Origin of the sequence: Mesorhizobium wenxiniae, assembly GCF_002284535.1 — a bacterium.
GTDB lineage: Bacteria > Pseudomonadota > Alphaproteobacteria > Rhizobiales > Rhizobiaceae > Mesorhizobium > Mesorhizobium wenxiniae.
In genome coordinates this window covers 470808-493893 of sequence record NZ_NPKH01000011.1, presented here as the reverse complement: position 1 = coordinate 493893, position 23086 = coordinate 470808, and the positions used below count along the sequence as shown (strand labels likewise).

At 63.3% G+C, this 23086-nt stretch carries 22 protein-coding genes; 17 read left to right on the top strand and 5 right to left on the bottom strand.

The annotated features are described in order from the left end of the window. Nucleotides 1-156: 156 nt before the first annotated feature. Both CIT31_RS04805 and CIT31_RS04800 read left to right on the top strand, forming a co-directional pair. Nucleotides 157-2148 carry a PhoX family protein gene (locus tag CIT31_RS04805; protein WP_095517636.1) on the top strand — a complete coding sequence of 664 codons (1992 nt, stop codon included), beginning with the start codon at nt 157-159 and terminating at the stop codon, nt 2146-2148. A 194-nt stretch (nt 2149-2342) separates the two neighbouring features. Beyond that, on the top strand, nt 2343-2570 hold the full coding sequence (locus tag CIT31_RS04800) for a hypothetical protein (protein ID WP_101918680.1): 228 nt from the start codon (nt 2343-2345) through the stop codon (nt 2568-2570). Here CIT31_RS04800 and CIT31_RS04795 read toward each other — a convergent pair. Further along, nucleotides 2542-3303: an ABC transporter permease gene (locus tag CIT31_RS04795; protein WP_065006435.1), complete on the bottom strand. Its 762-nt coding sequence runs from the start codon at nt 3301-3303 to the stop codon at nt 2542-2544. The two genes, CIT31_RS04800 and CIT31_RS04795, sit on opposite strands and share 29 nt — an antisense overlap. Beyond that, a complete protein-coding gene (locus CIT31_RS04790) occupies nt 3300-4226 on the bottom strand; it encodes an ABC transporter ATP-binding protein (protein ID WP_029347888.1) in 927 nt (308 codons plus the stop codon). The genes CIT31_RS04795 and CIT31_RS04790 overlap by 4 nt, the downstream gene beginning before the upstream one ends. Before the next feature lie 232 nt (nt 4227-4458). Here CIT31_RS04790 and CIT31_RS04785 point away from each other — a divergent pair, with 232 nt between their 5' ends. From CIT31_RS04785 to CIT31_RS04760, 6 genes are all read left to right on the top strand, one after another. Further along, nucleotides 4459-5817 carry a cytochrome ubiquinol oxidase subunit I gene (locus CIT31_RS04785; protein ID WP_095517635.1) on the top strand — a complete coding sequence of 453 codons (1359 nt, stop codon included), beginning with the start codon at nt 4459-4461 and terminating at the stop codon, nt 5815-5817. An 11-nt stretch (nt 5818-5828) separates the two neighbouring features. After that, nucleotides 5829-6833 carry a cytochrome d ubiquinol oxidase subunit II gene (locus CIT31_RS04780; RefSeq protein WP_095517634.1) on the top strand — a complete coding sequence of 335 codons (1005 nt, stop codon included), beginning with the start codon at nt 5829-5831 and terminating at the stop codon, nt 6831-6833. Nucleotides 6834-7013: 180 nt separating this feature from the next. Beyond that, entirely contained in the window at nt 7014-7805 is a 792-nt protein-coding gene (locus CIT31_RS04775; protein WP_425350561.1) for a transporter substrate-binding domain-containing protein, read from the top strand. Nucleotides 7806-7947: 142 nt separating this feature from the next. After that, nucleotides 7948-8619: an amino acid ABC transporter permease gene (locus CIT31_RS04770; RefSeq protein WP_095517633.1), complete on the top strand. Its 672-nt coding sequence runs from the start codon at nt 7948-7950 to the stop codon at nt 8617-8619. Between the two features lie 10 nt (nt 8620-8629). Then, on the top strand, nt 8630-9289 hold the full coding sequence (locus CIT31_RS04765) for an amino acid ABC transporter permease (protein ID WP_095517632.1): 660 nt from the start codon (nt 8630-8632) through the stop codon (nt 9287-9289). Next, nucleotides 9267-9992, top strand: a complete 726-nt coding sequence (locus tag CIT31_RS04760; RefSeq protein ID WP_095517631.1) for an amino acid ABC transporter ATP-binding protein — start codon at nt 9267-9269, stop codon at nt 9990-9992. Before CIT31_RS04765 ends, CIT31_RS04760 begins: the two co-directional genes overlap by 23 nt. A gap of 46 nt (nt 9993-10038) precedes the next feature. Here CIT31_RS04760 and msrA read toward each other — a convergent pair whose 3' ends face one another. Next, nucleotides 10039-10779: a peptide-methionine (S)-S-oxide reductase MsrA gene (gene msrA / locus CIT31_RS04755; protein ID WP_095517630.1), complete on the bottom strand. Its 741-nt coding sequence runs from the start codon at nt 10777-10779 to the stop codon at nt 10039-10041. A gap of 106 nt (nt 10780-10885) precedes the next feature. After that, complete coding sequence (locus CIT31_RS04750; protein ID WP_095517629.1) at nt 10886-11158, bottom strand: hypothetical protein; 273 nt, start codon at nt 11156-11158, stop codon at nt 10886-10888. On the opposite strand from CIT31_RS04750, the gene CIT31_RS04745 reads away from it, so the two are divergent. Continuing rightward, nucleotides 11157-11369: a hypothetical protein gene (locus CIT31_RS04745; RefSeq protein ID WP_095517628.1), complete on the top strand. Its 213-nt coding sequence runs from the start codon at nt 11157-11159 to the stop codon at nt 11367-11369. The genes CIT31_RS04750 and CIT31_RS04745 overlap by 2 nt on opposite strands. A gap of 44 nt (nt 11370-11413) precedes the next feature. On the opposite strand, the gene CIT31_RS04740 is transcribed toward CIT31_RS04745, so the two are convergent. Then, nucleotides 11414-12502 (bottom strand): TadE/TadG family type IV pilus assembly protein, encoded by a 1089-nt coding sequence (locus tag CIT31_RS04740; protein WP_425350560.1) that lies wholly within the window; start codon nt 12500-12502, stop codon nt 11414-11416. Between the two features lie 143 nt (nt 12503-12645). Between CIT31_RS04740 and lepA the strand changes: the two genes are divergently transcribed. The 8 genes from lepA (at nt 12646) to CIT31_RS04700 (ending at nt 22908) form a co-directional block, all read left to right on the top strand. Then, entirely contained in the window at nt 12646-14451 is a 1806-nt protein-coding gene (gene lepA / locus CIT31_RS04735; protein WP_095517626.1) for a translation elongation factor 4, read from the top strand. A 349-nt stretch (nt 14452-14800) separates the two neighbouring features. Then, complete coding sequence (locus tag CIT31_RS34085) at nt 14801-15289, top strand: hypothetical protein (protein WP_165778344.1); 489 nt, start codon at nt 14801-14803, stop codon at nt 15287-15289. A 10-nt stretch (nt 15290-15299) separates the two neighbouring features. Further along, on the top strand, nt 15300-15812 hold the full coding sequence (locus CIT31_RS04725) for a hypothetical protein (protein WP_095517625.1): 513 nt from the start codon (nt 15300-15302) through the stop codon (nt 15810-15812). A gap of 281 nt (nt 15813-16093) precedes the next feature. Then, nucleotides 16094-16717, top strand: coding sequence for a CDGSH iron-sulfur domain-containing protein (locus CIT31_RS04720; RefSeq protein ID WP_095517624.1), 624 nt, complete (start codon nt 16094-16096; stop codon nt 16715-16717). A 210-nt stretch (nt 16718-16927) separates the two neighbouring features. Continuing rightward, entirely contained in the window at nt 16928-17302 is a 375-nt protein-coding gene (locus CIT31_RS04715) for an endonuclease domain-containing protein (RefSeq protein WP_095517623.1), read from the top strand. Nucleotides 17303-17496: 194 nt separating this feature from the next. Next, on the top strand, nt 17497-19524 hold the full coding sequence (locus CIT31_RS04710) for a hydantoinase/oxoprolinase family protein (RefSeq protein WP_095517622.1): 2028 nt from the start codon (nt 17497-17499) through the stop codon (nt 19522-19524). Nucleotides 19525-19886: 362 nt separating this feature from the next. Then, nucleotides 19887-22061 (top strand): malate synthase G, encoded by a 2175-nt coding sequence (locus CIT31_RS04705; RefSeq protein WP_095517621.1) that lies wholly within the window; start codon nt 19887-19889, stop codon nt 22059-22061. Between the two features lie 304 nt (nt 22062-22365). Next, nucleotides 22366-22908, top strand: a complete 543-nt coding sequence (locus CIT31_RS04700) for a hypothetical protein (protein ID WP_095517734.1) — start codon at nt 22366-22368, stop codon at nt 22906-22908. Nucleotides 22909-23086 lie beyond the last annotated feature (178 nt).

The following is a 23086-nucleotide window of genomic DNA, read 5'->3' as shown; positions in this document are numbered from 1 at the left end:
TTTCCGAAGCGCCGGTCGCGGTCAAGCGAGGCTGATCATGGACACGAAATCGGGGCTGGAATTGGCCGGCAACGTCATCAAACTGTGATCTGCCGGCGATACGCGGTCAGTCAAGCAGCACGCTCAAGCCATCCCAAAGAAGCCAGAGGCAAGCCCATGACAGAACATCGCTCCCCCGACACCCATTTCCGCACCAGCCTGCTCGAGGAAAACGATGGGCCAGGAACCAATCCCACCGACAACCAGACGATGGGCGAGATCATCGCCGCACGTTTCTCGCGCCGTGGTTTCCTGCAGGGATCGCTTGCGGCAACCGCCATCGCCGCCACGGTCAGCCCGCTGGCGCTGATCCTCGCCGACGATGCCCGCGCCGCCGGCGGCTCGGCCTTCAGCTTCGACGAGGTCGAGGCGGGCGTCGATGACAAGCATCATGTCGCCGCCGGCTACGACGCCGACGTGCTGCTGCGCTGGGGCGATCCGCTGTTCGCCGATTCGCCGGACTTTGATCCGGCAAAACAGTCGGCCCAAGCCCAGGAAAGACAATTCGGCTACAACAACGACTATGTCGGCTATATCCCGATCGACGGCTCGGCCGAGCATGGTCTGCTGGTGGTCAACCACGAATACACCAATCCGCATCTGATGTTCCCGGGCCTCGTCACCATCGTCGAGGGCGAGGCCAAGCAGGCGCCGCTGAGCAAGGAACAGGTCGATATCGAGATGGCCGCGCATGGCGGCACCATCGTCGAGATCCGCAAGGTATCAGGCAAATGGCAGGTGGTGCGCGACGGCAAGCTCAACCGCCGCATCACCTCCAACACCGAGATGGCACTGTCCGGCCCCGCCGCCGGCCACGACCGCGTCAAGACCAGTGCCGATCCGACCGGCACGAAGGTCTTCGGCACCGTCAACAACTGCGCCGGCGGCGTCACGCCCTGGGGCACCTACGTCATGGCCGAGGAAAACATACACGGCTATTTCTCGGGCGAGCTGCAGGAAGGCCACAAGGAAGCCGCCAACTACAAGCGCCTGGGGATTCCCGAAGGCGCCTATGAATGGGCTGCGCATTACGACCGCTTCGACATCGGCAAGGAGCCGAACGAGCCGAATCGCTTCGGCTGGATCGTTGAGGTCGACGTCAACGATCCGACCTCGGTGCCGCGGAAGCGCACTGCCATGGGCCGCTTCAAGCATGAGGGCGCTGAATCGATCGTCGCCAAGGATGGCCGCGTCGTCTTCTATCTCGGCGACGACGAACGCTTCGACTATGTCTACAAATTCGTCACGGCCGGCAAGTTCAACGCCGAGGACCGCGCCGCCAACATGGATCTCCTCGACGACGGCACGCTGTATGTCGCCAAATTCGCCGAGGACGGGGCGGTCGAATGGCTGCCCATCGTCTTCGGCCAGGGCCCGCTGACGGCGGAGAACGGCTTTGCCAGCCAGGCCGACGTGCTCATCGAAACGCGCCGTGCCGCCGATCTGCTCGGGGCCACCAAGATGGACCGCCCCGAGGATATCCAGCCGAATCCGACGACTGGCAAAGTCTACGTCATGTTGACCAACAATTCTAAACGCAAGACGGACCAGGTCGATGCCGCCAACCCACGCGCCGAAAACGCTTTCGGCCACATTATCGAGATCGTCGAGGATGGTGGCGATTTCACTGCCACCAAGGGCAAATGGGAAGTGCTGTTGAAATGCGGCGATCCCTCGGTGGCAGAAGTCGGCGCCACCTTCTCGACCGCAACCACCGCCAATGGCTGGTTCGGCATGCCGGACAATTGCGCCATCGATGCGGCCGGCCGGCTCTGGGTCTCGACCGACGGCCAGGGCCCGAAAGCCACCGGCCGCACCGACGGCCTGTGGGCGGTCGACACCGAAGGCGAGGCGCGGGCGACATCAAAGCTGTTCTTCCGCGTGCCGATCGGTGCTGAACTGTGTGGCCCGCTATTCACGCCCGACGACCAGACCGCCTTCGTCGCGGTCCAGCATCCGGCCGATGGCGGCGAAGACTGGGAGGCTTTTGGCCGTCCCTCTTACTACGAGGACCTGTCGACCCGCTGGCCCGACTTCAAGCCTGACATGCCGGTGCGGCCATCGGTCGTCGCCATCACCAAGCAGGGCGGCGGCAAGATCGCGGTCTAGAGATCATCGCGCTCCCTGGTAAATCGTGAAGGCGGGGTTTTGGCTCGACCGAAGCCCCTCCTTTTTTATGCCCCCTTGCCAATTTATTCCCAATTGCCAACGGCTTCCGTTCAATTCTCGCTGCCACCAATGATTCGAAGCCCGCGGGCTTGCGGGTATCCCAATTCCGAAGCGCGGCACGCGGAATCTCGACCATGCCCTCCTTGCGCAATCGTTTCGACCGCCTGCTCGAGGGCGCCGCGCCCAAGGTCACCCGGCAGGAGCTGACCCATGTCGAGCGCCTGGCGCTGGTCCGCCGGCATGGCGATTTCTCGCTCGCCTATTCGACCGCCGTCCAGGGCAATCTTTCAGGCGATGCCGGCCTAGCCCACGGCTCCGCGTGCTGTAAGCCGGTCAGTTCCGCAACCGGTAGCCGGTCCTGAAGATCCACGCGACGATCGCTATGCAGATAAGCAGGAAAACGACGGTCATGCCGAGGCTGATGCCGATCGAGACGTCGGATTTGCCGTAGAAACTCCAGCGAAAACCGCTGACCAGATAGAGGACGGGGTTGAACAGCGTCACCGTGCGCCAGATGCCGGGCAGCATGTCGATCGAATAGAAGCTGCCGCCAAGGAAGGTCAGCGGCGTGATGATCAGCAACGGCACCAGCTGCAGCTGCTCGAAGCTCTTCGCCCAGATGCCGATGATGAACCCGAACAGGCTGAAGGTCACCGACGTCAGCACCAGGAAGGAGAGCATCCAGAACGGATGCTCGATAGTCAGCGGCACGAACAGCGACGCGGTCGCCAGGATGATCAGGCCGAGTATGATCGACTTGGTCGCCGCACCGCCGACATACGCAATGATGATCTCCAGATAGGACACCGGCGCCGACAGCAATTCGTAGATCGAGCCGACGAATTTCGGGAAATAGATGGCGAAGGAGGCGTTGGAGATCGACTGCGTCAGCAGCGACAGCATGATCAGCCCCGGCACGATGAAGGCGCCGTAGCTGATACCGTCGATCTCGGTGATGCGCGAGCCGATGGCCGAGCCGAAGACGACGAAATAGAGCGAGGTCGAGATGACAGGCGAGACGATGCTCTGCAGCACGGTCCGAAAGGCGCGCGCCATCTCCATCTTGTAGATCGCCCAGACTGCTCGCAGGTTCATGCGTCCTTCCTCACCAGATTGACGAAGATCTCCTCGAGCGAGCTGTTTTGCGTGTCGATATCGCGGAACTGGATGCCGGCTGTCTCAAGGTCGCGGAGCAGCGAGGCGACGCCCGGCCGTTCGCTCTGGTTGTCATAGGTGTACGTCAATCGATCACCGTCCGGCGAAAGCTCCAGCGCGTAGCGCGAAAACGTCTCGGGTATGGTGGCGAGCGGACTGCGCAATTCCAGCAACAGCCTTTTGCGGCCGAGCGTGCGCATCAGTTCGGCCTTGTCCTCGACCAGCACGATTTCGCCGCGATTGATGACGCCGACGCGGTCGGCCATCGCCTCGGCCTCCTCGATATAGTGTGTGGTCAGGATGATGGTGACGCCATCCTCGCGCAGCCGGCGCACCATCGCCCACATGTCCTGGCGCAGCTCGACGTCGACCCCGGCTGTCGGCTCGTCGAGGAACAGCACTCTCGGTTCGTGCGACAACGCCTTGGCGATCATCAGCCGCCGCTTCATGCCGCCGGACAGGGTGATCGCCTTGGCGTCCTTCTTGTCCCACAACGACAGGTCGCGCAGCACTTTCTCGACGAAGGCGGGGTTGGCTGGCTTGCCGAATAGGCCGCGGCTGTAACTGACAGTCGCCCATACGGTCTCGAACGCGTCGATGGTCAGTTCCTGCGGCACCAGCCCGATGAGGCTGCGCGCGGCGCGATAATCCCGGCCGATATCGTAGCCGTCCACGGTGACCGTGCCCGACGAGCGGTTGACGATACCGCAGACGATCGAGATCAGCGTCGTCTTGCCGGCGCCGTTCGGCCCGAGCAGCGCAAAGATCTCGCCACGCTCGATGTCGAGGTTGATCTCCTTCAGCGCCTTGAAACCGGTGGCGTAGGTCTTGGTGACCCCGGAAATGGAAATGATCGATGGCATGGCTGAAAAAAACGGCTGCTTGAAAGGAGAACTGTTGGTTCAATCCGCTGAATGTCGGTGCGCGCAGCCGGAAGTCAATGGCACTCCTGACAGTTCTGGACATCGGCATGCGAGAACGCATCCACCGCTGCCGCAGTCCTGCGGCGTCCCGCCTCGCGTGACGCCACGCCGCTTTGACCGTTTAGCGCATCCGGCCTATCTTCTGCGACACAAGCAGCAGCCGGAGCCCACCATGGACCCGCTCATCCTTTCGCGCATTCAATTCGGCGCGAACATCTCGTTCCATATCCTGTTTCCAGCTATCACCATCGCGCTTGGCTGGATGCTGCTGTTCTTCAAGCTTCGCTACAACGCCACAGGCGATACCGCCTGGATGCGCGCCTATTTCACCTGGGTGAAGGTGTTCGCGCTGTCCTTTGCCATGGGCGTAGTTTCGGGCGTCACCATGAGCTTCCAGTTCGGCACCAACTGGCCGGGTTACATGGAGACCGTCGGCAACATAGCCGGCCCGCTGCTCGCCTATGAGATACTCACCGCCTTCTTCCTCGAGGCGGCGTTCCTCGGCATCATGCTGTTCGGCTTCCGCCGCGTCTCCAACGGCACCCACACGCTGGCAACCGTGCTGGTGGCCGGCGGCACCACCCTGTCGGCCTTCTGGATCATCGCGCTTAATTCCTGGATGCAGACGCCGGTCGGCTTTGAGATGCGCAACGGCGTAGCGCACGCAACCGACTGGTGGGCGATCGTCTTCAACCCGTCGATGCCCTACCGGCTCGTCCACATGCTGCTTGCCTCCGGCCTGACGGTTTCGTTCCTGATCGCTGGCCTGTCGGCGCTGCGCTATCTCTATGGCGACCGCTCGGAATCGATGTGGAAGGCCTTGCGCACCGGTGTCTTCACCGCGGCGATCCTGATCCCCATCCAGATCTTCGCCGGCGACCAGCATGGCCTCAACACGCTCGAGCATCAGCCGCAGAAGATCGCCGCCATGGAGGCCAACTGGAACACCGGCCCCAATGTGCCGCTGGTCCTTTTCGCGCTTCCCGACGAGGCGGCAAGGGAGAACAAATTCGAAGTCGCCATCCCCGACGGCGCCAGCCTCATCCTCAGGCACAGCGCCAGTGGCGTCGTGCCGGGGCTGAACGACTTTGCCGGCAATCATCCGCCGGTCTTCCCGGTGTTCTGGGCTTTTCGCATCATGGTCGGCACCGGCGTCCTGATGCTCGTCGTCTCCTGGTCGGCCGCCTTTTTCCTTAAGCGCCGCCACACCCTGCCGAAACCGCTGGCCCTGGTTATGGTGCCGATGGCGCTGTCCGGCTGGCTGGCGACGCTGGCCGGCTGGTACACCACCGAGATCGGCCGCCAGCCCTGGCTGGTCACCGGTGTGCTCAAGACCGTCGATGCGGTCGGCCCGGTCGCCGGCAGCCAGGTCGCGCTCTCGCTTGCGGTCTATCTCATCCTCTACGCGCTGCTTCTGATCGCCTATCTCGGCGTGCTGGTCTATCTGGCGCTGAAGGCGGCGAAGGACGGCGATACCTCGCCGCTGCCGGGCGTTCTCGATGCGGCGCTGTCGCAACCGGCGGCAAAATAGGGAGAACGGTGATGACCCTCGACTGGCCGACATTGCTCCCCCTCATCTTCGCCGGCCTGATGGGCCTTGCCATCCTGATCTACGTTATCCTCGACGGCTTCGATCTCGGCATCGGCATCCTGTTCGCGGCCGCTGAAGACGCCGAGCAGGACACGATGATTGCGGCAATAGGCCCGTTCTGGGACGCCAACGAGACCTGGCTGGTGCTGGCGGTCGGCCTGCTGCTGGTTGCCTTCCCGCTGGCGCACGGCACCATCCTCACCGCGCTCTACATTCCGGTCTTCCTGCTCCTTGTCGGCCTGATCCTGCGCGGCGTTGCCTTCGATTTCCGTGCCAAGGTACCGGCCGGCCGGAAGCATCGCTGGAACCGCATCTTCTTCCTGGGCTCGGTCATCGCCTCGCTGGCGCAGGGCTACATGCTGGGGATTTATGTGCTGGGCCTGGATGTCGGCCTCAGCGGCATGGCCTTCGGCGCTCTGGTGGCGCTCTGCCTTGCCGCCGCCTATGCGGCGATGGGCGCGGCCTGGGTCATCTACAAGACGGAAGGCGAATTGCAGAAGAAGGCGGTGCTATGGCTGCGCCGGGCGCTGGTGCTGACCGCGCTCGGCATGGTCGCCGTCTCGCTGGCCACGCCGCTCGCCAGTCCGCGCATCTTCGACAAATGGTTCGTCTGGCCCGCCATGCTCTATTTGTCGCCGCTGCCGATCCTGTCGGCGGTGCTGTTCGCCTGGCTGTGGCGGCAGACCTTCCACCTGCCTAAAGCAGACGACCGCCACGCGCTGACGCCGTTCTTGACACTGGCCGCCATCTTCACGCTGGGCTTTGCCGGGCTCGCCTGGTCGTTCTATCCCTTCGTCGTGCCCGACAGGCTGACCATCTGGCAGGCGGCGTCCGCGCCTGAAAGCCTCGCCATAATCCTGGCCGGCACGGTGGTCGTGCTGCCGGTCATCATTTTCTATTCGTTTTATGCCTACCGCGTGTTCGGCGGCAAGGCGACGGATCTGACCTACGACTGACAGGCAACCGCCGCACTGCACAATATTTAGGCGGCCTGCCAGTCGAGCGGCATTGGGTCGTGAAGAAAGCCTTCCCCGATCCCATTGAGAAAGCCCGATTCAAGCCGATTTCGATGGTTTGGCATGCCTGTTGCTTTGCCCTGACGACCAAGTGGTTTTGCTCAGTCAAAGGGGAAAATAATGAACCGTCGCAATATGTGCATGCTGGCCTTCGCCGCCGTGGCTGGAATCGCCATGGCTCCGTCTCCGCAGGCGCGGGCTGACGCCTTGAGCGACATTGGGGGGCGGGGCACCATCCGCATCGCGGTGCCACAGGATTTCCCGCCCTTCGGCAGTGTCGGTGCCGACATGACGCCGCAAGGCTACGACATCGATATCGCCAATCTCATTGGCGAAAAGCTCGGCGCCAAGGTCGAGATCGTCCCGGTCACCAGCGCCAACCGCATTCCCTATCTTCAGACCAACAAGGTCGACCTGGTCATTTCCAGCCTCGGCAAGAATCCCGATCGCGAGAAGGTCATCGACTTTTCCGAAGCCTACGCCCCCTTCTACAATGGCGTGTTCGCTCCGGCGGATGTCGCGGTCGCGAAGGCGGAAGACCTCGCCGGCAAGACCGTTGGCGTCACCCGCGGCGCGATCGAAGATCTCGAACTGACCAAGGTCGTGCCCGCGAGCGTCGAGATCAAGCGCTACGAGGATAATAACGGCACTATTTCCGCTTTCCTTTCGGGCCAGGTCGAGGTGATCGCGACCGGGAATGTCGTCGCCGCCGCCATCCTCGAAAAGAACCCGCCCAAGCGGCCGGAGCTCAAATTCCTGATCAAGAATTCGCCTTGCTACATCGGCATGAACAAGGAAGAGCCGGCGTTGATGGCCAAGATCAACGGCATCATCGCCGCTGCCAGGTCCGATGGCGCCCTCAACGCAATTTCGCAAAAATGGCTGAAGGTCGACCTGCCGGCCGACCTGTGATCGCCGCCCGCCGCGTGTGGCTTAGAGCATTTTGCAGCCAAATGGAACCATTTGGCGTCCGCATAAATGCGGCAAAACAAACAGTTAGAGCGAGTTACCGGTTCCAAGAGAACCGGAACCGCTCTAGGTCAGATAGCAAGCCATGACCTATCAGTTCGATTTCGGCTGGCTGATCGGTTCTCTGCCGGTGCTGCTGAAGGGCATCCGGATCACCGTGCAGCTCATCGTGATCGGCGCGGTGTTCGGCGTGGCCTTTGGCATTGCCTGCGCCTGGGTGCGGGCGCTGGGGCCGAAATGGCTAAAACCCGTCGTCGCGACCTATGTCGAGCTGATCCGCAACACGCCCTTCCTCATCCAGCTGTTCTTCATCTTCTTCGGGCTGCCGTCGCTTGGCATCAGGATGTCGGAACTGACCGCCGCCAACCTCGCCATGATCGTCAATCTCGGCGCCTACAGCTGCGAAATCGTCCGCGCCGGCATCCAGGCCACGCCACGCGGCCAGTTCGAAGCCGGCGCGAGCCTCGCCATGACGCCGTTCCAAAGCTTCCGGTATGTGGTTCTGGTCCCGGCGCTGCAGCGCATCTGGCCTGCGCTGTCATCGCAGATCGTCATCGTCATGCTGGGTTCGGCCGTCGTTTCGCAGATTGCCGCCGAGGACCTGACCTTTGCAGCCAACTTTATCCAGTCGCGCAATTTCAGGGCCTTCGAAACCTACATCGTCTCGACCCTGATCTACCTGGCCCTCGCCATCCTGCTGCGCCAGCTGCTGGCCGGCCTAGGCTGGATGCTGTTTCCAAGGAAGGCGTCGCGATGAGACAGGCGCCATGACCGAGTTCAGCTTCTGGGACATCCTGCGCAACCTGCTTCTGGCCGCCCGCTGGACCGTTGTCCTCTCGCTGGTTTCCTTCGTCGGTGGCGGCATCGTCGGTGCGGCCCTGCTTTTCCTGCGCATCGGCGGGCGGCAGTGGCTGCGGCTGCTGTCACGCGGCTACATCCAGCTGTTCCAGGGCACGCCGCTCCTGATGCAGCTTTTTCTCGCTTTTTTCGGCCTTGGCCTGTTCGGCATCGACGTTCCCGCCTGGCTTGCCGCCTGTGTCGCGCTCATCCTGTGGACCGCCGCCTTCCTCGCCGAAATCTGGCGCGGCTGCGTCGAGAGCATCGCCAAGGGTCAATGGGAGGCGTCCGCCAGCCTCGGCATGGGTTATCTCCAGCAGATGCGCTACGTCATCCTGCCGCAGGCGCTGAAAGTGGCGGTGCCGCCGACGGTCGGCTTCTCGGTGCAGGTGGTGAAAGGCACCGCGCTCACCTCTATCATCGGCTTCGTCGAATTGTCGAAGGCCGGTTCGATCGTCACCAACGCGACGTTCCAGCCGTTCACCGTATATGGTCTGGTCGCGCTCATCTACTTCGCTTTGTGCTGGCCGCTGTCGAAATCGAGCCAGCTCCTGGAAAGGAAGCTCAATGTCGCTCATCGCAATCACTGAGGTGAAGAAGCGCTTTGGCGACAACGAGGTGCTGAAGGGGATTTCCATCGACATCGCGCCGGGCGAGGTCGTCGCCATCATCGGCAAGAGCGGTTCGGGCAAGTCGACGCTGCTGCGCTGCATCAACGGGCTGGAGACCATCGACGAAGGCTCGATCGTCGTCGCCGGCGCCCAGTTCCTGCCCGACGAGGTGCATCTCAAGGCGCTGCGCCTGAAGGTCGGCATGATTTTTCAGCAGTTCAATCTGTTCCCGCACCTCACCGCTGGCGGCAACGTCATGCTGTCGCAGATGGTGGTGAAGAAGACGCCGAAAAAGAACGCCGAAGCGGTCGCGCGAAAAATGCTCGACCGCGTCGGTCTCGCCCACAAGTTCGACGCCTTGCCGGACGAATTGTCCGGCGGCCAGCAGCAGCGCGTGGCCATCGCCCGGGCGCTCGCCATGCAGCCCATCGCGCTGCTATGCGACGAGATCACCTCGGCGCTTGACCCCGAACTCGTTGCCGAAGTGCTGGCTGTCGTCAGGGAATTGGCCGCGGAAGGGATGACGCTGGTGATGGTCACCCATGAGATGCGCTTCGCCCGCGACGTCTGCTCGCGCGTCGTGTTCATGCATCAGGGCCGCGTCCACGAGATCGGCGCCCCCGAGGACGTCTTCGCCAATCCCAGGACGCCTGAGCTCAGGCAGTTTCTAGGCGTGCAGTAGGCGGGCATTGCTGGCCCGCTCGCTGCTCTAAGCGCGTCGCAGAAGATCAGCTCTTGTTGGCGGCCAGCACCAGCACCGGTTTTTCGCTGTAAAGGTCTGGGAATAGCGTCTTCAAATTCTCGATTTTGGGCAGGTCGTTGTAGACGATATAGGGGTAGGTCGGGTTCAGCGTCAAAAAGTCCTGGTGATAGTCTTCGGCCGGAAAGAAGGTTTTCCCGGTCTCCAGCGTGGTCACGATCGGCTCCGGAAACACCTTGGCCTTGTCGAGCTGGGCGATGTAGCTCTCGGCGATCTTCTTCTGGGCGTCGCTTTCGGCAAAGATCGTCGAACGGTATTGGGGGCCGCGGTCCGGACCCTGATAGTTCAGCTGCGTCGGGTTGTGCGCGACCGAGAAATAGACTTGCAGCAACTGGCCGTAGGTCACTTCTGACGGCTCGTAGGTGATCTCGACGGCTTCGGCGTGCCCGGTGCGGCCGGTGCCGACCGTCTCGTAGACGGCGGTGTCCTTGTCGCCTCCGGCATAGCCGGACACGGCGCTGGTCACGCCCTTGACGTGCTGGAACACGCCCTGCACACCCCAGAAACAGCCGCCGGCGAAGATCGCCTTGGCGGTGCCGGCGGCGGGTTTTTCGTCCATCGCCGGCGGTGGGATCACCACCGCCTTCTCGGCCGAGATTGCCGGCGTCTGCCACAAGGCGGCGCCGGCCGCCGCAAGCATCAGCGCCGCGAGCGCGCCCCTGGCGAAGTTCGTCAATCGTTTCGCGGCGGGTTTTTCAATGCCGGTCATCTCTGATCTCCCATGCATGAGTTTAAGACTATACGACAGATAGGTCCGTCGCGGTTTCACATTGCCGTGCGGCGCGTGCATCGGCCGCGCCCCGTTCGGACGCGGCCTACTTGGCCGTCCCCATTTCGTTGCAGGTCTTGGTCGCCGGGTCCTTTTTCATCGCGTCGGTTTCCACGGCAGCCTTGTCCATGCAGTCCTTCATCTTTTCGGCCGCCATCGGATCCGCGGGCTTCATCGTTTCGGTCGCTGGTTTCATGGCGTCAGTCGCCATCGCATCGGCCGGCTTCATCGCATCTTCGGCGCGGGCAATGCCGGCGGCAAAAAGCGCCGTCGAGCAAAGCGCGAAGGCAAGTGCCGGCAAGGTCAGGCGGTTGGCCATGGTCGTCTCCCAGGGTTGGTGGCGCGCCGGAATGGCGATCACATCGGTTCTTCGCCGCCGCCTGGGCCTTCGTTACAGCCATCACCGCTTCGTGATCGTTCTTGCCTTCACCCACAAGGGAGAAGGCAAGTGTCACCTCCGCCGCTTCGAACTCGCCACCGTCGCCCGCAACAAAAACGCCGCCCGTGGCGACCGGACGGCGTTGAAATGAGATGTATGCGAATGCGCGTCCTCTCTGGACGCGACCTGTCCAGCCTATTGCGTAAGCACTGTTTGCGAAGGCCGCTGGTTGAAGTCGCATTTGCCTGTCACGGTGTAGAAGAAGTCGGCGTTGGACACCGGAGCCGGTACGGGATTGCCGCCATCTTCCCAGGCCTGCTGGCTGGGTTGGCCGCACGGCACGGCGGTGAAGATGTCCACCAGTTTGCCGTTCGCGACTTCAACGCCGTCGATGTACAACCGGTTCGATGTGTTCGCGTCGTTCGACTTGAGCTTGGTTAATTGGGCCGATGGCACATCCATCTGCAGATACAGCACATCCATCAGGCTGACGTCGATCACCGCGCCGGCGCCGTTCGAGGGGTACATGGTGTTGGTGCAGGTGGTCAGGTATTTTTTGGTGCCGCTCGTCTGGGTGATCGCCCCGGTAGGCAGGTTGTTGAAGTTGAGCACCGTCTTAGTCGTGCATTTTTGTTCCTGGACCTTCGTGCTCGTCGATCCATTCACCGTATACACTGTCGACGTGCCGTAGCCTTTCGGATCACCAAAGTTGTTGTAGACATAGGTGATCTTCATCAACGGGTTGACCGCCGTCTCGCCAAATTTCGTGCCGTAGAGCGTCATCGTCTTGTTCCAATGGCCCGATACCTTGTTGACCTTGAACGTGGTCTGCACCAGCGCCGGCCTCTTGCGCACCGCCGACGCGACGCCGATCTGCACTGTGTCGACGTGGGCGATCTGCATGAAGTTCGTCGGCATGGCAAAGCTGGCCGAAGCATTGATGCTGGCGGTGCCGTCGGCAGCAACGACGAAGCTGTCGAGCTTGGCGGTGCCTTGCCCGCTATTGGCCGTAAACGACTCCTGCAGTTTCACCTGACGGTCCGCCAGTGACGTGCTGGTTGGCAGCGTCGTGATCGACAGGGTCGCGGCATCGAGCGCATTCTGCATCGATCCCTTGGTCGCAACGGCTGAGTTGTAGTCGATTGAAAAGCCCAGAGCGGCACACATCGGAATAAGCATGATGGCGAGTATCGGCGCGAGGGAGCCGCTCTCGGAATTGAGAAAATGATGTCCAGATTGTGGCATTGCTTGGCCCCCAAACGGTGACAGGTCGTTGCCTGTCACGCAGGGCGCGAACTATGCACTAATCCGGTGGATCAAAGCTTAACGGTGTTGCGCCCCCCCGGCAGCGCAAACCTCAGCGATTGCTTTGGCCGCACGCCCGGCCGCTTGCCCGGGCAAGCTGCCCCTGCTAAAGCCGCCCCATCATGACCACGCCGATCAAGAACATCCGCAATTTCTCCATCGTCGCCCATATCGACCATGGCAAATCCACGCTTGCCGACCGGCTGATCCAGCTGACCGGCGGACTGGAACTGCGCGACATGAAGGAGCAGGTGCTCGACTCGATGGATATCGAGCGTGAGCGCGGCATCACAATCAAGGCGCAGACCGTGCGGCTGAAATACCACGCCAACAATGGCGAGGACTATATCCTCAACCTGATCGATACGCCCGGCCATGTCGACTTCGCCTACGAAGTGTCGCGGTCGCTCGCCGCCTGCGAAGGCTCGCTGCTGGTCGTCGATGCCAGCCAGGGCGTCGAGGCGCAGACGCTGGCCAACGTCTACCAGGCCATCGACAACAACCACGAGATCGTCGTGGTGCTGAACAAGGTCGACCTGCCGGCCGCCGAGCCCGAGCGCATCCGCGAGCAGGTCGAGGAGGTGATCGGCATCGATGCCTCCAACGCGGTGCTGATCTCGGCCAAAACCGGGCTCGGCATTCCCGATGTGCTGGAGGCGATCGTCAACGATTTGCCGCCGCCGCGCGAGGGCGACATCGCTGCCCCGCTGAAGGCGATGCTGGTCGACAGCTGGTACGACGCCTATCTCGGCGTCATCGTCCTGGTCCGCGTCATCGACGGCGTGCTGAAGAAGGGCCAGACCATTCGCATGATGGGCACCGGCGCAAAATACCTGGTCGAGCGCACTGGCGTCTTCACCCCGGCCCGCATCAATGTCGACGAGCTCGGCCCCGGCGAGTTCGGCTTCTTCACCGGCTCGATCAAGGAAGTCGCCGACACTCGCGTCGGCGACACCATCACCGAGGACAAGCGCCAGACGGCGCACGCTTTGCCCGGCTTCAAGCCCGCGCAGCCGGTGGTGTTCTGCGGCCTGTTCCCGGTCGACGCCGCCGATTTCGAGGACCTGCGCGCCGCAGTCGGCAAGCTGCGCCTCAACGACGCTTCTTTCTCCTTTGAAATGGAAACAAGTGCGGCCCTCGGTTTCGGCTATCGCTGCGGCTTCCTTGGCCTTTTGCACCTCGAAATCATCCAGGAGCGGCTGGAGCGCGAGTTCAATCTCGACCTCATCGCCACGGCGCCGTCGGTCGTCTACCGGCTGCTGTTGAGCGACGGCACGACCAAGGAATTGCACAACCCCGCCGACATGCCCGATGTGGTCAAGATATCGGCCATCGAGGAGCCGTGGATCCGCGCCACCATCCTGACGCCGGACGAGTATCTCGGCGGCATCCTAAAACTCTGCCAGGACCGGCGCGGCATCCAGGCCGACCTGTCCTATGTCGGCAAGCGCGCCATGCTGACCTACGACCTGCCGCTCAACGAGGTCGTCTTCGACTTCTATGACCGCCTGAAGTCGATCTCCAAGGGCTATGCCTCCTTCGACTATCATTTGACCGACTATCGCGAGGGCGACCTGGTTAAAATGTCGATCCTGGTCAATGAGGAGCCGGTCGACGCGCTGTCCATGCTGGTCCACCGTACGGCGGCGGAAAAGCGCGGCCGGCAGATGTGCGAGAAGCTGAAGGAGCTGATCCCGCACCATTTGTTCAAGATCCCGATCCAGGCTGCGATCGGCGGCAAGGTCATCGCCCGCGAGACGATCTCGGCGCTGCGCAAGGACGTCACCGCCAAATGCTACGGCGGCGACGTCTCACGTAAGCGCAAGCTGCTCGACAAGCAGAAAGAGGGCAAGAAGCGGATGCGCCAATTCGGCAAGGTGGATATCCCGCAGGAGGCGTTTATCCAGGCGCTGAAGATGGGCGATTGAGGGTGCTACCTAACCGACATCACCAGAGCCTTGGAACTCATCCTATGACGCTGACTGGATGGCCTCGGTGTCGCGGGCTCCCCGGGAACATACAATAGCATATTCGCACGTTGGAGCTGCTTGGTCTTCGGGGCCCATTAGACGCTTTCCATGCTGAAAAACACAGTCCCATCGCCGCCCGTGGCAAAGCCGCTGTAGCCATTCTGAATAAAATTTGTGCTGCCGTCGGGCTCCGTCGCTCAAAATTCGCAATGGCGCCATCGGAAGCATTTAACTGCGCAGCGCCCATTGCTTATCCGTTGGAGGACGCCCCGCCCTGCGCTATCCTCTCGGCTTGGGGAGACATGACATGCGCTCCACTCCGGATTTCGCCATCGGCGGCGCTTTTGGCCTTGCTGGCACCTTCGTGGCGAGCGATGCGCTGCGCCAAACACTGTGGACGATCGACGGCGTGGCGCTCGTGGTGGCGACGGCGCTTTTGACGATGAAGTATCAGCGGCTGGGCAATGACTGCGTGGCGGCCGGCTTCCTGACCTTCCTCGCCGGCGAGAGCCTGCTGCTCGCCGGCAATGCGGCGGGGCTTGAGGCTAGCGTCCCCTCCTATGTCGGCGGCATCTCGCTCTGGGCGGCGGCGCTCGTCAGCGCGCCGAACACTTTTGCTCTGTGGATGCGGCTCACCGCTGTCGTGGCCGCTGTGCTGTTCACCGTGTCGGCTTGCATGATCCTCTGGGGCGCGCCTCTGCTGCCGACCTCGTCGCCTTTGCCCGCCGCCGGCTATCCCTTCCTGGTCCTCACCTTCGTCGGCTGGATCTGGACCTTGCTGAAGCCCGAACGGTGAGCGGGAAAAAATGTCTACGCCGCTCGAAATCCGCAACAGCGCGACCGGCAAGATCTTCCCGGCCATCGGGCCGTTCCTGATCGGCGCGATCTTCGCTTTCGGCGCGCTGCAGGGGCTGGCGGCGGGCGCGGCTGGCGGGTGGGTGCTGGTGATCGTGCTTCTGGCGCTCGGTTGCTTGGCGCTCGGCTTCTTCATCGCGCGCGGCGCGTTCGACACATCGGTCAAGGTCGTGCTCGACGACAAGGGTTTTCGCGACCGCCGCGCCGGCGACGTGCTGGTGCCCTGGCGCAACGTGCTGAGCGTGCGGCTCGCCTCCGGCGGCAAGGGTGCGGCGATGCTCAATTTCGAGCTGACCGGGGAATCGCCCGACGAAATCAAATACGCACCGGCCAATGCGCTCGGCCGGATGCTGCCCTTCGGCAAAAACATCGTGCACATGGAAATCTCCTCGCTCGACGTCCAGGGGCAGGACATGATCGCGGCGATCCGGCGGCTGGCGCCGCATGTGGCGATCGACGGTTGACGCGCTTTTATCCCCCTTTGAGGGGAAGATGTCGCCGGAGGCGACAGGGCCTCGCGTGAAGCACCAACCTCCATCTGCAGTAGCAAGCCGAACCCGGTCGGACCAACCCCCTCTGGCCTGCCGGCCATCTCCCCCTCAAGGGGGGAGATTACTCGCTCGGCCGCCTGCACCAATTTCCACGTGGCTATCTCCCCACCCAAAAAGGGGAGATAGGGCGCACCCTTCACGGCTTGACGCCGTCCGCACGGCCGCCCTAGCCTGACACGAACAGGAGACACCGCATGGCAGTGGTCGAGGGCGAAAAAATCAATGTCGGCTTTGCCGGCCGGCGCTGCATCCATTCGCGCAACTGCGTGCTGGGCGATCCGCATGTCTTCGAACCCAACGCGAAGGGCCAGTGGATCCATCCCGAGGCGGCCAGCGTCGAGAAGATCGTGGCGATCGCCGAGAGCTGCCCGTCGGGCGCCATCACCTATATCAGAAAGGATGGCGGGCCGCAGGAACAGCCCCCGGTGGTGAACACCGTGCGGCTCAGGGAAAACGGCCCGCTGGCGCTGCATGCCGAGATCGTGCTGGGCGGCGAGACGTCTTTTCGCGCCACGCTCTGCCGCTGCGGCGCTTCGGAAAACAAGCCGTTCTGCGACGGCAGCCATAGCAAGGCGGGCTTTACCGCCACCGGCGAGCCGGCGCTGAAGGACACGCCGGCGCTGGAGGTGCGGGACGGGCCGCTGACGGTGACGCCGACGAAGAACGGTCCGCTCAAGCTCGAGGGCAATGTCGAAATCGTCACCGGCACCGGTCACACGGTCGACCGCACTCAACGCACCTTCCTCTGCCGCTGCGGCCACTCGGCCAACAAGCCGTTTTGTGATGGCACGCATAAGAAGGTGGGGTTTGTGGGGTAGTCGCCGAGGTTGGCGTTCCTTCGCGCCCCCCTCTGCCCTGCCGGGCATCTCCCCCACGAGGGGAGGAGATTGGCGGTTTCGCCGTTGGCGTTCTCTTTTGCAGCGTTGAAAATTTGCGAAAGCATGCGCGACATTCGATCTCCCCCCTCGTGGGGGAGATGTCCGGCAGGACAGAGGGGGGCGCCGTGGAGCGCTAATTTCACAAGCACAATGCCTCACACGCCACTGCCTCCAAAACATCGCGCAAATGCCAGATCGATGCGCAAGGTCATGACATCAGCTGAATTGAAGCTCTGGAACGAACTTCGCGCGCATCGGCTGATGGGGCTTGGCTTCCGCCGACATTTTCCCATCGCCGGCTATATCGTCGACTTCGCTTGCCCGGAGAAGAAACTGATCGTCGAGGTTGACGGCTCCCAGCATGGGCAACGCGATGCTGTTGCCGGCGACGCGGCAAGGACATTGCGTCTGGAACAGGATGGCTGGACCGTCCTGCGCTTCTGGAATGACGACATTATCCGCGACATCGACAATGTCTGCCAGCATATTGTGATTGTGGCTGGCCTAGGGCGTGCGTCTGAATGACGGCCGGAGCGGATGTGACCACGGCGAGGCCGGCGGGACAGCGCCCCCCTCTGTCCTGCCGGACATCTCCCCCACTTGGGGGGAGATTGGCCGTCACCACGGTCATCGCCTGTTGGCCCACCTCTCCCGCCTTTATCCGCCGGCCCGTATCGGCTAAGGGGCGGGGACGAAATTCGCCGGACCGCTGCCAGAATATGACCGCCAAGACTAAATCCTCCCCCCTGTTCCTCGGCATCGATACCGGTGGCACCTATACCGATGCCGTGCTGTGGTCGGAAGCCGGCGGCCCTAACGGCAAAGTGCTGGCCAAGGCCAAGGCGCTGACCACCCGCCATGATCTGGCGGTCGGCATTTCAGGCGCGGTCGACGCGGTGTTGCAAAAAGCCGGCACCGATCCCGCAGCCATAAAACTGGTGTCGATGTCGACGACGCTGGCCACCAACGCGCTGGTCGAGGGCCAGGGCGGCCGCGTGGCGTTGGTGATGATCGGCTTTTCCGAAGGCGATCTTGCCCGCGACGGGCTGAAGGCGGCACTCGCCAGCGACCCGGTCGTGTTCTGCCCCGGCGGCCATGATGTCCACGGCAATGCGGCAAAGCTCGACCTGTCCGGGCTGGAGGCGGTGCTGCCGGAACTCGGCGCCTCGGTGTCCGGCTTTGCCGTCTGCGCCTATTTCGCCACCCGCAATCCGGCGCATGAGCTCGCCGCTCGCGACCTCATCCGCGAAAAAACCGGCCTGCCGGTCACCGCCAGCCACGAGCTTTCGGCCAAGCTCGGCGGCCCGCGCCGGGCGCTGACGACGCTGCTCAACGCCAGGCTGATCTCGATGATCGACAGGCTGGTCGCGGCGACCGAAGGTTTTCTTGGCCACCGTGGCATCGCGGCGCCGCTGATGGTGGTGCGTGGCGATGGCGCCCTGGTCTCGGCCGCCTTTGCCCGCCAGCGGCCGATCGAGACGATCCTTTCCGGGCCGGCCGCCAGCCTGGTCGGCGCCCGCCACATGACCGGCCTCGACGATGCCGTGGTATCGGACATCGGCGGCACCACCACCGACGTCGCCGTGCTCGACAAGGGCCGTCCCAGGCTCGATCCGGAAGGGGCCACCGTCGGCGGCTTCCGCACCATGGTCGAGGCGGTCGCCATGCGCACTTTTGGGCTTGGCGGCGATTCCGAAGTGGCGCTGGAGGACGGCGTGCTCAGCCCGAAAATCCTGCTCGGGCCGCGCCGCCTGGTGCCGCTAGCGCTGGCCGGCATGGTGCATGGCGAAGCCGTCACCTCAGAATTGGAGCGCCAACTGCGGGCGCCGAACCCCGGCCGCATGGATGGCCGCTTCGCCGTGCGCACCGGCGTGCCGGAGAGGCTCGCCGCCGGCCTCACCGCTCCGGAAGCGAGGCTGTACGAGGCGATCGGCAGCGTGCCGCTCGCCCTCGACAGGCTGCTCACCTCGAACGCCCAGAACGCCACCTTGAACCGGCTGGTGTCGCGCGGCCTGGTCCATATTTCGGGTTTCACGCCGTCGGACGCCGCCCATGTGCTGGGCAAGCAGGCCAACTGGGATGCCGCCACCGCGAGGCTCGGCGCCGAACTGTTCACCCGCAAGCGCGACGGCCGCGGGCAGTTCGTCGCCGCGACGCCAGAGGCGATCTCCGAGCGGGTGCTGCTGACGCTGACGCGCTGGTCGGCGGAATACATCCTCGAAACCGCCTTTGCCGAGGACGGGCTGGACGGCGCCGCGACCGTGGCGCACGCGCTGGTGCAGCGCGCCGTCGACGCGCATCCCGGCATCGCACGGCTCAGCGTCGCGCTCGACCGTCCGGTGATCGGCCTCGGCGCCTCGGCGCCGCTGCACTATGCCGGCCTGGCCGAGCTGGTCGGCAATGGCTGCGTGGTGCCCGAGGATACCGACGTCGCCAACGCGCTCGGCGCCGTAGTCGGCCAGGTCAGGGTTTCGGCGGAAGCGCGGGTCAGCCAGCCCAAGGAGGGGCTGTTTCGCGTCGCGTCAGGCGAAACCGTGCGCGATTTTGTCGACGAGGCGGCGGCGATCGCCGCGGCGGAGACCGATGTGCGGGCGATAGCCGCCGGGCGGGCCAGGGACGCCGGCACCGACAGCGCCGAGATCGAAATCGCCAGCGAATTCCGCGTCTCCACCGTCGAGGGTCAGCGCATGTTCATCGAGGCGCTTGTCGTGGCGGTGGCGTCCGGCAGGCCAAGGATTGCGGTGTAATTCCTTGCGCCTTCGTCATCCTAGGGCGGAGCGAACGCGAAGCGGAGCGCAGACCCTAGGATCCATGCCGTGCCATTAGCCGAAGAATGCGGCGGTTCGGAATGGCGTTCGTATCCGCAACAGAGCAGGGGACACCGCGTTGCCCGCCGCTGCGAAGAAGCACTCGATTCTGGTCCGCCGGAGCACTGCCGCCAGAGAACGGCATGGATCCCAGGGTCTCCGCGACGTCGCTTCGCTCCTGCTCCGCCCTGGGATGACGAAGGGAAATGCCCTACGTTCACCTTAAGCGGAATTGACCCTGCAGACCTAGCATGTCAAAGGCCCGGGGCCGGCAACCCGGCCAAAGCTCTGGAGAACCTCCGATGACCGATCGCGTCGAAATCGCCGGATTGAGGATTGCCCGCGAGCTTTATGATTTCGTCGTGAACGAGGCGCTGCGGGGCACCGGCATTGCAGCCAACGCGTTCTGGACCGGCTTTGCGGCCATCGTGCACGATCTTTCGCCGAAGAACCGGGCGCTGCTCGAAAAGCGCGAAGCCCTGCAGGACCAGATCGACCGCTGGTATCGCGACAATGGCGCGCCCAGCGACATGGAAGCCTATAAGGGGTTCCTGAGGGAGATCGGCTATCTCATGCCGGAAGGGCCGGCCTTCTCCGTCGCGACCGAAAATGTCGACCCGGAGATTTCGGTGGTCGCCGGGCCGCAATTGGTGGTCCCGGTGATGAATGCGCGCTACGCGCTGAATGCCGCCAATGCGCGCTGGGGCTCGCTCTACGATGCGCTCTACGGCACCGATGCCATTCCCGAGACCGGTGGCGCCGAGAAGGGCGGGCGGTTTAATCCCGCACGGGGCGCAAAAGTCATCGCCTGGGCGAAAAGTTTCCTCGACGAGTCGGTGCCGCTGACGACAGGCAAATGGGCTGGGGTGAACGGGCTTTCGGTTGCCAACGGCATGTTGCGGCTGGGCGAGGGCGCCGGCGCCACCACGCTCGCCGACCCCAAACAGTTTGCCGGCTATCGCGGCGACGCGGCCAATCCCGAGGCCGTCCTGCTCACCAGGAATGGCTTGCATATCGAGATATCAATCGACCGCAGCAACCAGATCGGCAAGACTGATCCGGCCGGCATTGCCGACGTCGTGCTGGAATCGGCGCTGACCACCATCCAGGACTGCGAGGATTCGGTCGCCGCGGTCGATGCGCAGGACAAGGTCGTGGTCTACCGCAACTGGCTCGGCCTGATGAAGGGCGACCTTGCCGAGGAGATCACCAAGGTCGGCGAGACCTTTACGCGAAAACTCAATCCCGACCGCTCGTATACCGCGCCTGATGGCGCCACGCTGACCCTGCCCGGCCGCTCGCTGATGCTGGTCAGGAATGTCGGTCATCTCATGACCAATCCGGCGATCTCTGACCGCGACGGCAACGAGGTGCCGGAAGGCATCATGGATGCGGCGATGACGGCGCTGATCGCGCTGCACGATGTCGGGCCGAACGGACGCCGCGCCAATTCCCGCGCGGGCTCGATGTATATCGTAAAGCCCAAGATGCACGGGCCGGAGGAGGTCGCCTTCGCCGTCGAGATCTTTGGCCGCGTCGAAGCCCTGCTCGGCATGGCGGAAAATACCATCAAGATGGGCATCATGGACGAGGAGCGCCGCACCACGGTCAACCTCAAGGAGGCGATCCGCGCCGCCAAAGACCGCGTCGTCTTCATCAACACCGGCTTCCTCGACCGCACCGGCGACGAGATCCACACCTCGATGGAAGCCGGCCCAATGATCCGCAAGGGCGACATGAAGCAGGCCGCCTGGATTGCCGCCTACGAAGCCTGGAACGTCGACACCGGGCTGGAATGCGGGCTGGCCGGCCACGCCCAGATCGGCAAGGGCATGTGGGCGATGCCCGATCTTATGGCGGCGATGCTGGCGGAAAAGATCGCCCACCCCAAGGCCGGCGCCAGCACCGCCTGGGTGCCGTCGCCGACGGCGGCGACGCTGCACGCCACCCACTACCACAAGGTCGATGTCCCTGCCGTCCAAGTGGCGCTGAAAAGTCGGCCCAAGGCAAAGCTCGACGACATCCTGTCGGTGCCGGTCGCGGCGCGGCCGAACTGGTCTCAAGAAGAAATCCAGAAGGAGCTCGACAACAACGCGCAAGGCATTCTGGGCTATGTCGTTCGTTGGATCGACCAAGGCGTCGGCTGCTCGAAAGTGCCTGACATCAATGACGTTGGCCTGATGGAGGATCGCGCCACGCTGCGTATCTCCTCGCAGCATATCGCCAACTGGCTGCACCATGGCGTGTGCACCTCAGACCAGGTGATGGAGACGATGAAGCGCATGGCTGGCGTCGTCGACCGCCAGAACGCAGGCGATCCGCTCTACCGGCCGATGGCGCCCGACTTCGACAGGTCCATCGCCTTCCTCGCCGCCTGCGACCTCGTTTTCAAGGGCCGGGTCCAGCCCAACGGCTACACCGAGCCGGTGCTGCACGCACGACGGCTGGAGCTGAAGGCGAAGGAAAGAGCTGGATAGCAAGCCGCCGTTACAAAGGCGCAGTCTCACAATACCAGGCGCGAAATAGAAGATCGTCCCGTGCTGCATGTTTGAGATGCGCCACTGCGGTTAACCTCATTCGGATGTTTCCAGGTGGGGCAGAAATTGTGCGCCTATCCGTGCTCAGGCCGAAGGCACGTTGTAGACATATATTAGTAGACGCTAAGGCGCCGTTGTCCCGGTGCCTGCGATCTGCTACGATTTAACCACCGACAAACGGCTCTGGGAGGCCGTGCGTCCGACATCATGCACAAGATCAACTCAAAAAAACCGGAGAATGGCCATGAAACGGCTTCTGACGGTCGCCGCCCTTTTGGCGGCGGGCAGTTTGTTTGCGATGCAAGGCGCAGCCGCCGACGACGCTGCGATGATCAAGAGCGCTGAATCCGCCGCACCCCCGGCTGTAGCAAGCGGCGCTACGATCCACGCCATGGATGAGAAGGGCGTAATGCGCAAGCTGCGCGAGGGCACAAACGGCTTCTGGTGCATGCCGGACAACCCGGCCACGCCTGGCCCGGATCCAATGTGTGGCGATGCCAACTCGATGGAATGGGCGATGGCGTGGATGGGAAAAAAGGAACCGCCCAAGGGCAAAGTCGGCTTCATGTATATGCTGGCCGGTGGCACCGACGGCAGCAACACCGATCCTTATGCGACGAAGCCTGAGGAAGGCAACAATTGGGTGGAGACTGGACCGCACGTGATGATCGTCAACGCAACGGACATGATGCAGGGCTATCCGGCTGACCCCAAACCTGACACGTCCAGGCCGTATGTGATGTGGGCGGGCACTCCCTACGCACATCTCATGATCCCGGTTAAGTAGCCGCCGCGGAAATGGGTGGCGATTGCGGTCAGGCTGCATAGCGCCGGAATGTCGAATACCTTGCCGGCGCGGGCCGCTTCCGGCCCGCAGGCTGACCGACGCCGATCCGCGCGTATTGTGGGTCAGCTGGTTCCAGGCCCGCTTCGAGCGGCGGCACCTCGCAACCGATGGCGACATG